Annotated in this window: 10 protein-coding genes and 1 other annotated feature; of the genes, 4 read left to right on the forward strand and 6 right to left on the reverse strand. The window is 39.4% G+C overall.

The features are described 5' to 3' along the window. Window positions 1–4: 4 nt before the first annotated feature. Together ACFVSW_RS17185 and ACFVSW_RS17190 are read right to left on the reverse strand one after the other, a co-directional pair. On the reverse strand, window positions 5–910 hold the full coding sequence (locus ACFVSW_RS17185) for an ABC transporter ATP-binding protein (RefSeq protein ID WP_387317875.1): 906 nt from the start codon (window positions 908–910) through the stop codon (window positions 5–7). Continuing rightward, on the reverse strand, window positions 910–1,599 hold the full coding sequence (locus ACFVSW_RS17190) for an ABC transporter permease (protein ID WP_387317876.1): 690 nt from the start codon (window positions 1,597–1,599) through the stop codon (window positions 910–912). Before ACFVSW_RS17190 ends, ACFVSW_RS17185 begins: the two co-directional genes overlap by 1 nt. Window positions 1,600–1,766: 167 nt before the next feature. Between ACFVSW_RS17190 and ACFVSW_RS17195 the strand changes: the two genes are divergently transcribed. The 3 genes from ACFVSW_RS17195 to ACFVSW_RS17205 all read left to right on the forward strand — a co-directional run bounded on the left by ACFVSW_RS17195 (window position 1,767) and on the right by ACFVSW_RS17205 (window position 5,594). After that, window positions 1,767–2,483, forward strand: a complete 717-nt coding sequence (locus tag ACFVSW_RS17195) for a response regulator transcription factor (RefSeq protein ID WP_387317877.1) — start codon at window positions 1,767–1,769, stop codon at window positions 2,481–2,483. After that, complete coding sequence (locus ACFVSW_RS17200) at window positions 2,470–4,197, forward strand: sensor histidine kinase (RefSeq protein WP_387317878.1); 1,728 nt, start codon at window positions 2,470–2,472, stop codon at window positions 4,195–4,197. The genes ACFVSW_RS17195 and ACFVSW_RS17200 overlap by 14 nt, the downstream gene beginning before the upstream one ends. 152 nt (window positions 4,198–4,349) lie before the next feature. Beyond that, the gene (locus ACFVSW_RS17205; protein WP_387317879.1) at window positions 4,350–5,594 is read left to right on the forward strand and encodes an aminopeptidase; all 1,245 of its coding nucleotides are present in this window, start codon (window positions 4,350–4,352) and stop codon (window positions 5,592–5,594) included. A 62-nt stretch (window positions 5,595–5,656) separates the two neighbouring features. Here the strand turns inward: ACFVSW_RS17205 and ACFVSW_RS17210 are convergent, their stop codons facing one another. Then, window positions 5,657–6,163 (reverse strand): DUF1648 domain-containing protein, encoded by a 507-nt coding sequence (locus ACFVSW_RS17210; protein WP_387317880.1) that lies wholly within the window; start codon window positions 6,161–6,163, stop codon window positions 5,657–5,659. 249 nt (window positions 6,164–6,412) lie between these two features. Next, window positions 6,413–8,026, reverse strand: coding sequence for an acyl-CoA dehydrogenase family protein (locus ACFVSW_RS17215; protein ID WP_387317881.1), 1,614 nt, complete (start codon window positions 8,024–8,026; stop codon window positions 6,413–6,415). Between the two features lie 95 nt (window positions 8,027–8,121). Here ACFVSW_RS17215 and ACFVSW_RS17220 point away from each other — a divergent pair, with 95 nt between their 5' ends. Continuing rightward, a complete protein-coding gene (locus ACFVSW_RS17220; protein ID WP_387317882.1) occupies window positions 8,122–8,514 on the forward strand; it encodes a MerR family DNA-binding protein in 393 nt (130 codons plus the stop codon). Between the two features lie 414 nt (window positions 8,515–8,928). Here ACFVSW_RS17220 and ACFVSW_RS17225 read toward each other — a convergent pair whose 3' ends face one another. Further along, entirely contained in the window at window positions 8,929–10,215 is a 1,287-nt protein-coding gene (locus ACFVSW_RS17225; protein ID WP_387317883.1) for a serine hydrolase domain-containing protein, read from the reverse strand. 1,126 nt (window positions 10,216–11,341) lie between these two features. Further along, window positions 11,342–12,979 carry a methionine--tRNA ligase gene (gene metG, locus ACFVSW_RS17230; RefSeq protein WP_387317884.1) on the reverse strand — a complete coding sequence of 546 codons (1,638 nt, stop codon included), beginning with the start codon at window positions 12,977–12,979 and terminating at the stop codon, window positions 11,342–11,344. Between the two features lie 48 nt (window positions 12,980–13,027). After that, window positions 13,028–13,282: a binding site (T-box leader), on the reverse strand. Window positions 13,283–13,598: the final 316 nt, after the last annotated feature.

The raw sequence follows: 13,598 nt of genomic DNA on the forward strand, positions 1-13,598 counted from the left end.
GAAGTTATTCATCCAGAAATATATCTTCAAGCGATGGTTCTTCTACTTCAACACGAAGGACATCTGCCCGACACTGCTGAAACGCTCGGATGATTTCAGCAATTCGTTTCTCATCTTTTACGGTAATGGTTACATAGGGATCCTTCACTTCCAAATCCGTCCCTGCTGACTCCAGCCACTGATGTAATTTCATTTGTTCCGATGTCGGCACCGGAGAATGCTTGACCCTAACCTTGATGGTCGACCGATTAAAAGCTCTCAGTTCATCCATTGTGCCGCAATTCACAATCTGCCCTTCTTTCATAATCGCAATTTGTGTACAAAGTTTCTCTACTTCAGCCAGATTATGGGATGTCATAAATATAGTCTTTCCTCTTTTTTGCAGACCACGGATCAGCTTATGGGTATGAATTGCAGATTCAGGATCTAAACCGGAAGTAGGTTCATCAAGAAAAATGAGCTCAGGATCATGGATGATGGCTAGCGCAATCCCTAGTTTCTTTTTCATACCAAATGAGAATTTAGCCACTTTTTTACGAGCATCAGTTTCCAGACCCACTAACTTTAGGATCTCCAAACACCATTCTTTTCCGGCCGGCTTTCCTGACAAGGCCGAAAGATATTTTAAATGCTCCAACGCGGTTAAGGAGCCATATAAAGTGGAGTAATCAGGCATTACCCCTATCCGTTTCTTTACTTGATCGTTGGGACCTTTTACACCTAACAGGGAGTATGTACCAGAGCTTGGTTGAATAATGCCAGTTAACATGTTGATAAAAGTGGATTTTCCAGCTCCATTCCGACCTAAGAAACCAAAGATTTCCCCTTGTTTCACGATAAGATCTATTCCTTTTACGATTGGCGTCGCTCCATATGATTTCTTCAGCTGCTTTGTTTCAATGGCAATCATCAACATTCTCTCCTTTTAAATATAAAATTGGCGAAAAAGAGCATGATACCTGCTACTATAAAAATCACTAAAAAAGAAAAATCTTCGCGCTCTAAATAATAAAAAGGGGTAAAAAACTTCGTCCAACTCACCCAAACATTCGACGTAAACACAACCCATAATCCCAAAATCGGAAAGGAAAGTCCAAGCACAATTCCTAAAAACATCGTAAATCCAGGCTTAGGGATCAGGACTGAAAGCAAGATAGTTAAGGAAATTTGATAGGTTACTAAACTCATGGTCTGAGAAAAAATAAAAATATCGATTTTCTGTGCAAACATACTGATAATCAGGAAGGAGATTATCAGGCAAATAAACCAAAACAGCCAAATACCCAAAAATTTTCCAAGTACTATGGACGTTCTTGACGTTCTTGTTACTAAAAATCGCATCGTGCGTTCGTGTGTCTCTCGGTTGATTGTATCATGGGAAAGGCCTGTTATAAACAATTGGCCGAGGAGTAACAGCAAGCCTAAAAGACCAACCGTGTGAATATTTTCAGCTTCCTTTGCTGAAAGCTCGATCCCCGACAGTAAAAAATTCGCAAACTTGGCTGAATAATAGGAAGTTACTAATAAAATTGCAATGACGATAAGCGATTTTACCCCTTTGAATAAACTCATAAATTCCCTTTTACCGATTACATACATAGTTTGTTTCTCCTTTCCGCTTCTTTCTTGTGTGAATCTTTACCATCATTATAGTGGTTCTATCTTAACCCAACTAAAATCCCACCTTAATTGTTCCTTAATTCCTAGATATTTGGCAACTGAATGATATGATAATGTATAGATTGAAATAGAATAGGAGTTTCTTTATGCACGAGCCACAATTATTAATTGTCGATGATGAGAAAGCTATTTTACATATGTTAACAACGATTCTAAAAAAGGAAGCCTTTAACCTGATCGATACGGCAAGTTCAGCTGAGGATGCTCTTGCCTTATGTCAAACCAAACGATATGACTTAATCCTTTTGGATGTAATGCTTCCAAACCGCAGTGGTTTTGAAATTTGCCCGCTCATTAGGGAAACAACCGATGCCCCGATTTTCTTCCTGACAGCACGGTCAACAGATTTGGATAAACTTTCGGGCTTTGCATTAGGCGCAGACGATTATATCACAAAACCCTTTAATCCCTTAGAAGTCGTCGCAAGAATCAAAGCACATTTACGGCGTCACTCAGGAAAGATCACAAACACATCTAAAACGATTTACCAATATGGATCCATCCATGTAAATACCCTCTCTGGGGAAGTGGCCGCAGGAGGCAAGACTGTGGAATTACCAGCACAGGTCTATCAGCTCCTGCTATTCTTCTGTAAACATCCAAATCAGCTATTTAGTAAAAGCCAGCTATACGAAAATGTGTGGGGCGAAGAATTTCTAGGTGAGGATAATACCGTTATGGTCCATATTAGAAAGCTTCGGGAAAAGATCGAGGACAATCCAAGTAAGCCGCGTCACATTCTTACTGTAAGAGGGCTTGGCTATAAATTTGTACCAGATGGTGGCAGCCATGAACATCCATAAACGTTTTATTGTACAGTTTTTTATCCAGTTAATCCTTGTGTTTATCCTCTTTTTCTTTCTATTAATCTCCATTTGGGGCATTATTGGCTTTTCGATTATGAATGATGAGGTTACCCAAGATCTATCCAAGGCAGATGACGCTTTTTTTTCTAATCGGATTACGATACATGGAAATAAAGCAACATTTAATGATGAATTAAAATCGTTGACGGCAAATCAGAACGGCTGGCTCCTTATGCTTACACAAAAAGGCGATATCATTGGATCTTATCAAGCACCGAAACAAGTCCCGGCCCATTTTACACAAAGCGAACTGGCCGCTATACTGCTGCAAGATAGCTCTGTCACTACGGAATACACGCATTGGCTGTTAAAAGAAACTGGCCCGCAGACGTACTTACTTTTATTCGGAAGAAAGAATGCAGAGACTAGATTATTAAACGATATGAAGGCAGATGTCGATTGGAACAATCATCAGCTTCATCTTTCTGCTGCCACTCTTCAACAATTGAATGAAGAAAAAGGCTGGGCTCAATTGATTGATTCAACCGGTAAAGTACTTGATCAATACGGTACAGATAAGGAACCCATAACATACTCGATTCAGGATCTTCACAACTTAACAAAGGAAAAACACGAATCCATTGCCGCTTACTTTGATACAAGGTCAGAACAAACGATTATTGTGGGCATAAATGAATCAGGATCAACCCCAAATCTTGAAGTAAGCCTCGTCAAAACGATGACTAAAGGTTTTTTAATCATTCCTGTATTATTATTTCTGCTATTGTTGATAGGCACTTTCTGGTATGCACGTAAATTCGGGGTTCCATTGATTATGATGATGAAATGGATTCAAAATCTTGGCAGTGGTTTATTTGAGCAGCCGCAGGATCTCCATCAACGCCAGATGATGTTAAATAAAAAAGGAAAATTAAAAAGAAAGTATCGTTTATACAAGGATCTCATTGCAACCCTCTCACAATTAACGGAAACCCTAAAACAAAACGAAGCACAAAGAGGGAAAATGACGCAGACGCGGGAAGAATGGATTAGCGGTCTTTCCCATGACTTAAAAACACCGCTTTCCTCCATTTCCGGTTATGCGCAAATGCTTGAATCGAAAAATTATTCCTGGACAGAGACAGAGACAAGGGAATTCGCCGGAATCATAACGGAAAAATCAACATATATGATGGACTTACTTGAGGACTTAACCTTAACGTATCGTTTAAAAAATCAGGCTTTACCAATGGCAAAAGAACAGGTAGATATGAATGAATTTATCCGTCGAACCATCATCTATTTCATGAATAATCCAACTAACAATGATAAGGAATTTCTCTTCCATCCACATAATGGAACCATTTTCGCATCAATTGACCCCAAATGGTTTCAAAGGATTATTGATAACCTGCTAGCGAATGCTATCAAGTATAATCCTTCTGGTACGAAAATTACGGTATCGATTTCATCTATTGAACAGCATCTTATAATGATTACTATTGAAGATGATGGTATCGGGATGGACAATGAAACACTCAATAAACTCTTCCATCGCTACTATCGGGGCACCAATACAAGCGACTCCGGCAGTGGAACTGGTCTTGGAATGGCCATTACCAAACAATTAATTCATATACACGGAGGCTCCATTAATGTAAAAAGTGCGCCTCAAAGAGGCACAACCGTTCGAATCATCCTCCCCCTATAATAAAATGGAAGTGGTTCTGGATAAGCTTTAGACATTTTTTCTAATTAATAATGGAGTTAATGAAAGTTTAAGAAATATTTACTTTCAGAAATTTGGGTCTAATTGTGCTAATATGATATGGTAATTAGAAAAAAACTATTGGGGGTAAAAAAATGGTACTACCAAATTTTGAAGCAAATTTGCAAAAATACGCTAAACTTTTAGTGGCGAAAGGAATTAATGTTCAACCTGGTGATTGGGTAAAAATGACCATTACTGTTGATCAAGCTCCTTTAGCTCGATTAGTCACGGAAGAGGCTTATGCTTTAGGCGCAGAAAAAGTAATTGTCAAATGGTCCGATGACGAAATTAGCAAACTTCATTACATACATCAACCTGTAGAAGTACTGACCGACATTCCTGAATACGAAATTCAAGAATCCGAGGACCATGTATTAAATCATCGCGTAAGCCGCCTTTCTATTGTATCAAGTGACCCTGGCTTACTAAATGAAGTCGATCCTTCTAAAGTGGCTGCATATCAAAATGTATTTGGAAAAGCGTTCAGCGCTCAGCGCAAGGCGACGCAAAATGATGATTTGAAATGGACCGTTGCAGCTGCAGCAGGAGCTGGTTGGGCGGCAAAAGTGTTCCCTGACCTCACAACTTCTGAAGAACAAGTCGATGCCTTATGGGATCAAATCTTCAAAACCTCCCGCGTTTATGCAGACGATCCAATTGCTGCCTGGGATGAACATAAAGAGACATTGAATGAAAAGGCAACAAAATTAAATGAAATCCAATTCGATGCCTTGCACTACAGAGCTCCTGGTACGGATTTAACGTTAGGCTTACCGAAGAACCACATCTGGGCATGTGCTGAAAGCTATAATCCAAAAGGAGAAGAATTTATTGCTAACATGCCGACGGAAGAAGTTTTCACTGCTCCTGACACCCATCGCATGGATGGTGTGGTCCGCAGCACAAAGCCGTTAAGCTATGCCGGGACATTAATTGAAGGCATTGAAGTGCACTTTAAGGATGGCAAGATCGTGGACATTTCTGCTGAAAAAGGCGATGAAGCGATTAAGAAATTGGTGTTTGATAACGAAGGCGGTACTGGCTTAGGTGAGGTTGCCTTAGTACCAGATCCATCCCCAATTTCGCAATCAGGGATCACTTTCTTCAATACTCTTTTTGATGAAAATGCCTCAAACCACTTAGCAATCGGGGCAGCTTACCCGACTACGATTCAAGGTGGAACAAAAATGAGCCAGGAAGAATTATTAAAAAATGGCATGAATACTTCCACTGTTCACGTTGACTTTATGATTGGCTCTGACAAGATGGATATCGATGGCATCAAACAAGACGGCACCATTGTTCCAATCTTCCGTAATGGAGACTGGGCGTTTTAATGCAATCAAGCAAGGCGAAGGTTCTTGTGCTTCACTAAAATGAAGCATAAGAACCTTCCCTGTTATTTAATCCGCATAAGCCCCATAATTCCAAATAAGATTGGAAGACCAAATCCAATAAGCGCTAGCGGTAAAAACCAAATGCCAAAACCGCCGCCCCAGCCTAAAGGTATCGAAATGGATTCAACTAAGATGAGTGAAAAAAGAATCAGACAGATGTTTTTTAATTGATTAACAATTTTTCGGCTTTGTAAATAAAACTGTTCTGCATTTGATTCATTTAATCGTTGAGGATAATTATGGATTTCAGGGAATTTTTCCAAAATACCCATTAGAAGTGCAATGAATATCCCCACAAACGGTAAAATAAGAAGCTCCCATTTTGATCCCCAGCGGTCTACCTCACCTGCAGCATCGTAATGTGCAGGCACTTCTCCCGGAAGTGTCCTCCAAACATAAAGTAAAACAATAATCGATCCGAAAAAAAATAAATATCCAATTACATTCCAAATCCACTCACTCTTTGTCTTGGGTATTTTTAATTTTGGTCTGCCCAAATAATTCGACATCCTCATTTCTCCTCCCTTAAAATGTTTTTCTTATTGAATGTACCCACTCATTGCAGTGAAGCACTTTTTTATTACAAAAATTGTAATTCGATTCATACATAAAACAAGCCTCTATTATTCCCATTTTATATTATTTTTTACAGCAAAAGATAGAATTTTTAAAAAGGGAAAAAGGGAACTTCTCACAATTAAGAAGTCCCCTTTTTACTTATTCTAGTTAACTGTCAGAAATTCCACTTTCATACCGAATTACTTTATCTCCGCTAATGCCACTTCCTGATAGGCTTTAAAGAAGGCACTGCAAAACGCGTCCCACTCTATTGCTGCTTCCATCGATCCTTCGCTTACTTCTCCGAGGACCGGCCGTTGCAGCAGGTCTACTAGTTGCTCTGAAAATGTTTGGATGGTTTCCTGTGATGCACCGTCAAGCACATTACGAACAAAATCAGATGGGGGATACCAATCTGCCACTCTACTAATATCACGATAAATTTGGGTTAATAACAGATTTCGTGGTCCTTCCCATTGTTCGTTTACCACGACATCTCGGAATATCCGCGGGAGTGAGGAGAACTCTTCCATCACGCCATGACCGGCAAACACCGAGATTGCCTCGCGTAATACTTCTACTCCCTCTTTGGTAGCGCCAATTTTCTGCAGTAAAATTAATTCTCTTAGATTAAATAGTTGTTTTCTGATTTCAAGCGGGTGGTCTGATTTTAGTCCAGGATTGAGCGGTTTTTCTAGCCGAAGGAAAAGATCATAAATTTTAAAGGCAGCAGCCGTTGTCCGTTGTGTTGCATTCTCTATTAGCTTTAATTTGCTTGCTGCAAGCGGATAGTCTTTTATCTTTTTACCAAAAACGGAGCGGAATTCACTATAAAGATTTGCTTCTCTTGATGCACGGAGCATAAATCCGGCGCAGGCAATGCCGATTTCAAGACGGGATAATGTCAGTACAATCCCGACTGCTACGGCAATGCCTTTATCTTTTGGACCGATTGGATAAGCAAGAGCCCCATTGTATTGGAATTCGCCGGTTGGAACCTCAGCGGTACCCATTTTCCATTTAATCCGGTTAATTTGATAACCATTTCTCTTTTCCTTCTCTTTATCTCCTGGCAGCCATGATGGAACAATAAAGGTGGATACTTTGTTTGAGCCGGAAATTTTGGCGGTGACTACGGAATAATCGGCATGGGCGACGGAACAGAAGAATTTATTGCCATATAACCGATAGTTTTTTCCATCGGGAATGGCTTCTAATAAATTGGCAGGCAAATCAGAGCCGCCCTGGATTTCTGACATAAACTGGGCGCCAATAGCAAATTCCCCGTTAACTCCTTCTTTTGTATGCGTTAAAATCTTTTGGAGTTCTGGATGAATCTCATCCGGAAATTCTTCAATTAGGGCAATTAATCCGTGAGTACATGTTAAAGGACAGGTAACCCCCGCTTCTCCTAGTTGATGAATCAACATTCGTTTAACAAAACTTTCCCAAGCAGTCATTTGACTAGAGAATAGCCCTTCACCAAATACTCCTTTTTCTAAAAGCTGGGTTTCCATCGGCCGCACCACTCTGTCTATCCTATGGTTAAATGCATCATAGTGAAGCATATGCGGACGGACTTCCGGCCTCGCGCTTTGTACGGCTAAATGATTCCATTTAGAAGAAACCGTTGGAGAAAAGGACAGAATTTTTTCGTGAATTTGTTCAAAGTCAGAACCAGTGAATTTTTCCACTGCCTTTTGCAAAAATAGTTCATCACGATACCAATCAAGGTTTTCGCGGTTTGCAACAAATTCATCAAAGGTGTAGGAATTTTTCCCTCTAGCCTCTGTATCTTGGGAGGTTATGCTCATCAACTAATCACTCCTTATTTTCAATTGACAAATTGAATTATTCAGAATTATTATAATGTTAAGTTAACGTTAACGTCAACTAGGAGGATAAATGAATGTCAGAGGAAAGTCTTTTTTCAATAAGCGAACTTGCATCAATGTTTGATGTCAGCTCAAGAACGATTCGATACTATGAAGAAGTCGGAATGCTAACGTCAGAAACGCGCGACAGCTTAACAAAGCAGCGAAGCTACACAAACCAGGAACGAAGAAGGTTAAAACTGATACTTCGTGGTAAAAAGCTGGGTTTCAGTTTGCAAGAAATAAAGGAAATGATTGAGCTATACGAAGCGAACCCTGAAGGATTGGATGAGAAAAAAAGAATCATCCAGCATGCAGACCGAAAGATTCAGGAGATGAATGAACAAATCCTGCAGCTCCAGATGTTAAGAGATGAGCTCATCGTTCATAAGGAAAGGTATCTCCAAAAAAGCGATTCTAAAGAGTAGGATGAAGGTGGAAAATAATAAGTGATGAATAGCGCAATTTGTTTGTAAAAAAGTTAAACAAACGTTTGGTTAGTTTCTCAAACCTGACTCACTTAGTGTCTAAAATTCAATCAAACGTTTGATTGGTTTCCCCAGGCTAGTCATACCAACGGATTCAGCGATTTGATCAAACGTTGGGTTAGTTTCACAAACCTGACTCACTTAGTGTCTGAAATTTAATCAAACGTTTAATCGGTTTCCCCAGGCTAGTCATACCAGCAGGTTCAGCCATTTAATCAAACGTTTGATTGGTTCCCTCATGCTAGTCATACCAGCAGGTTCAGCCATTTAATCAAACGTTTGGTTAGTTTTTCAAACCTAACTCACATGGTGTCCAAAATTTAATCAAACGTTTGATTAGCTATTAGTGCCAGTTCATGGACTCTTAATATACACTTTTTTAGCACCATACGAATCTATCAACTCAACAGATTGTGGTATTCCTTTTTCACTCAAACGGAAAATATAGGTATCATGAATAAAATCGCTTTTACAGATGACTTTTTCAAGATTCGTCTCAATTGGTACAAGTTTGAACTTATAGGGAACTCCGTACATTTTTGGAACGACCGCATAAAGTTCTTTGTCAAAATGAATCGATAAGGTCTCTTCCCCATTCATATATGTCCCTACAAGGTTTTCACTCTCTAGCTCGACTGGATTAAACGGCTGAGTTCCCTCAACCTTTTTTCCAAATACAATGTTGATAAGGTCGCTGCTAATCTGCGTTACCGGCGTAATATTGATATTACTTAGTACAATCACGACAAGTTCATCCTCCGGATACATTACAAGATGATTGACGAAGCCATTGATATCACCAAAATGACTGACCTCTTTTTGTGCTCCATCCTCAATGAACCAGCCAAACCCATACCCATTTATGCTCGTAAACATTTGATTTTGTAACTCTTTGTCTATTAAAGAATTGCTTATTAGTGCCTGACACCAACGGTATAGATCCTCAACAGTTGAAAATATCCCGTAAGCGCCCAGTGGAAATGACATGTCGATATGCTCTGTATGGATAACTTTTTCCCAAACTGTGTGGCCTTGTGCCAGTGATTTAATGATTGTTCGTCCGTTATCAACTCCAGTGTTTGCTAAACCTAGTTTATCGAAAATTTCTTTTTGAAGAAAATCAGCAAAAGTCATTCCTGATACTTTCTCAATAATGGCGGTTAATAATAAATAACCGGAATTGCTGTAGTTCATATCTGTTCCTGGATCAAACTCCAGCGGCAATATCTTAAAAGCATCAATAGCCTCCTGCAAATTTACCGGCAGTCTCATCGTGCTTGTCCAATAATCCGGTGTAGATGTAAAATTGGCTATTCCTGATGAATGATTTAATAAATGGCGGACTGTTATTAGGGAGCCATTCGGATAATCTGGAAGAATCGCATCGATAGAATCATCAAGATCCAATGCTCCTTTGGAATAAAGTTTCAAGATCACCATTGCAGTAAATGCCTTCGTTAACGAACCAATGCGAAATTTAGTGGACGGCATATTCGGAATATCATACTGGAATGATGAAAATCCGTACCCTTTCTTTAACAGGACTTCCCCTTTGTAGCCTACGAGAACCGCTCCATTAAAATAGTTGTGCGCAGCCAGTGAATTCATGTATTCATTAAGCAAATTGATTTTTGTTTCCATTTTCTTAGTTACCTCCTTTATTCCTTAGATTTATTGATTTCAACCAACTTCTTTAATGTTGAATTTATATTATGTAAGCTTAATAGAATAAACCCCAACATAACAAAGGTAACAATCTCACCTGTAAAAACTGAGACAATACCCAATATTACCGCATACACACAGTACAACCAGATATTCATATCGTTCATTCCTCTCAATCATGTTTATTTCGTTAGTCCGCCCTCAAAAAATATACTCATTATCCATTTTAACATAATTTTCCATATTATTTTTCGAAGAAATTGCGAACCGGCACCTCGCTTCCTTGATAATTTATGATTAATTACCTCATCATTTCTATAACGACAAGCTGACCTGAAAATTAGATGGTTCGGGCTTTATGAACTATTTATAATGACCGTCTGACCCGAAAGCTGGTTGGAACAGGCTTTATAAACCGGTTATAATAACCAGCTGACTCAAAAATTGATTGACTCGGCCTTTATGAATCGGTTATAACGACCAGCTAACCTGAAAATTGGATGGTTCGGGCCTTATAAACCGGTTATAACTACCATCTGACTCAAAAATTGATTAGCTCGGGCTTTATGAACGGTTTATAACGACCATCTGACCTGAAAATTGGATGGTTCGGGCCTTATAAACCGGTTATAACGACCAGCTGACTCAAAAATTGATTGGCTCGGGCTTTATGAATCGGTTATAACGACCATCTAACCTGGAATTTGGATGGTTCGGGCCTTATAAACCGGTTATAACGACCAACTGGCTCAAAAATTGATTGGCTCGGGCTTTATGAACCGGTTATAACGACCAGTTGGCTCAAAAACTGATTGGCTCGGGCTTTATGAACCGGTTATAACGACCAGCTGGCTCAAAAATTGATTGGCTCGGGCTTTATGAACTGTTTATAACGACCAGCTGACTCAAAAATTGATTAGCTTGGGCTTTATGAACTGTTTATAACGACCATCTGGGTCAAAAATTGATTGGCTCGGGCTTTATAAACCGGTTATAACGACCAGCTGACTTAAAAATTGATTAGCTCGGGTTTTATGAATTGGAGATAATGACCGTTTGCCCCGAAAGTTGGTTGAAACGGTCAAAAGGAATCGTTTAGCTTTTATCGCTTAGATGAATCAACCAAATAATTATATTCTTCCTCAATCAACTGAATATCTAAGCGTTCGAACAACGGTAATACGGATTCTACTTTACTTGGCAGTTGTGATTGTTCATGCCATTCAACTGTTGAGACACCTAACATTTTTCGAATTCTCTCTGCGGAAAAAGGCAAAAATGGCTGCAGTAATTGGGCTAAATTCGCAATGATATACGTACAGGTTGCTAACGTAATATCGCCTTTAATAGGATTATCCTTTACTTGAATCCATGGTTGTTGTTCATCAAAATAACGGTTCGCACCACGAATATATTGAAAAATCCCCTCTAGCGCTTGTTTAAAATGACCTTTTTCAATTAACGTACCAGTAGTGTTGAAAAGTTCAATCGTCTTTTTCTTAATCTCCGTTTCAACTTCTACTTGCGGTATGTTGCCCCTAAACGATTTTTCAATAAACTTTAACGTGCGATTAACAAAATTTCCATAGGCCCCGAGCAGTTCTCCGTTGTGGCTATAGATAAATTCACGCCACGAGAAATCGGTATCGCGATTTTCTGGAGCATTGATGGTTAAGAAGTAGCGAATGGAATCGGGATCATATTTACTTAAAATATATGGAACCCAAACCGCCCAATTTTGGCTCGTTGATAACTTCCTTTTCTCCAATGTTAAATATTCATTCGAAATAATATGTGTCGGCAATGCTTTGCTCCTAATACCCATTAAAACAGCGGGCCAAATAACCGTATGGAATGGAATATTATCCTTCCCGTGGACGTAATAAGAAATTGTGTCTTCGTTCCATAACTGTTCAATACTTTTACCATTTTGTTTAGCCCATTCCATACTGGCCGTTAAATATCCTGCAACAGCTTCAATCCAGACATAAATTTTCTTCCCCTCAAATCCTGCGACGGGAACATCTACACCATTCGGTAAGTCCCGCGTAACGGCTCTATCTGGAACGCCTTCTTGCAGATATCTTTTCGTTAACGCCACAGCATTTTCCCGCCAGTGATGATCCTCATCTGCTTTGCCGACGAAGTCCTCTAACTCCTGTTGAAATTGACTAAAAGCAAAATAAAAATGCTCCGTTTCCTTAATTACTGGCTCATTTCCGCAAATTTTACATCGTTTTTCAAGTAAATCCAGCGGATCAAGAATTTTCGAACAGTTATCACACTGGTCACCTCTCGCCTTGGCACCGCAATTAGGACAAATCCCCTCGACAAAACGATCCGGTAAAAATTGCTTGTCATGCTCACAATACGCTTGTTCAATCTTTTTCGGATATAAATAGCCATTTTCCAATAGCTGTAAAAATATCTTTTGAACTGATTGATGATGATGTTTAGCATCTGTTCTTGTGTAAAGATCGTAGGTGAATCCTAATTTCCTAAAACAGTCAGCAAACTCCTCATGGTAGCGGTTTGCGATGACCTCTGTTGTTGTATGTTCTTGATTAGCCCGAATCGAAATTGGGGTGCCATTACAATCACTTCCTGAAACATAAACGACTTTTTCTCCTTTTTGTCTGTAATACCTTGCTAAAATATCGCCTGGCAACAATGCCGCAATATGGCCTAGATGCAACGATCCATTGGCATAAGGCCATGCTCCTCCGATTACGATTGTCATTTCTAATTCCTCCCAAAAATAAATAAAAAAAAACGCCCTAATCATTACGATTAGGACGAGTTTACCCGTGGTACCACCTACATTTACAAATAGCTCACACTATTTGCCTCTATCAGTACGTCTTTTAAAAGAGATACTGCCGCTGTAATAACGAGTGCCATTCCCGTCGCAGCCTACTAGCTCATAAGCGTTCGGTGCGAAGCTCAAAGGTCATTTTCAAAAGGGTTCATTTACTTCCTTTCCACCATCGGAAGCTCTCTATCAAATACTGCCCTATTTACTTTTCCTTCTCAAAGCTTTCAGTTTCCAAAATATATAAACAATTATATTATTTTTTACAAAAAAAGCAAATGGATTTTCAGTTAAATTGGCCTGATTTGAATTAAAAACAAAATTGTCGAAGAATTTCCCCTTGCAAAACACTTAAGACCCTTAACATTGTGATGTAGGACAATTTCCACTTAAAAATTGTGGGTGGCGGCCTTCGGAAAGCTGCCGATGGACACTTCTCACCTAAAAATCAGAGAAAGTGTCCTTCGGGATGCCGCCGATGGACACTTCTCACCTAAAATTAAGAGAAAGTGTCCTTCGGGATGCCGCCGATGGACACTTCTCACCC

The organism is Neobacillus sp. NPDC058068, assembly GCF_042885335.1.
Classification (GTDB): Bacteria; Bacillota; Bacilli; order Bacillales; family Cytobacillaceae; genus Neobacillus.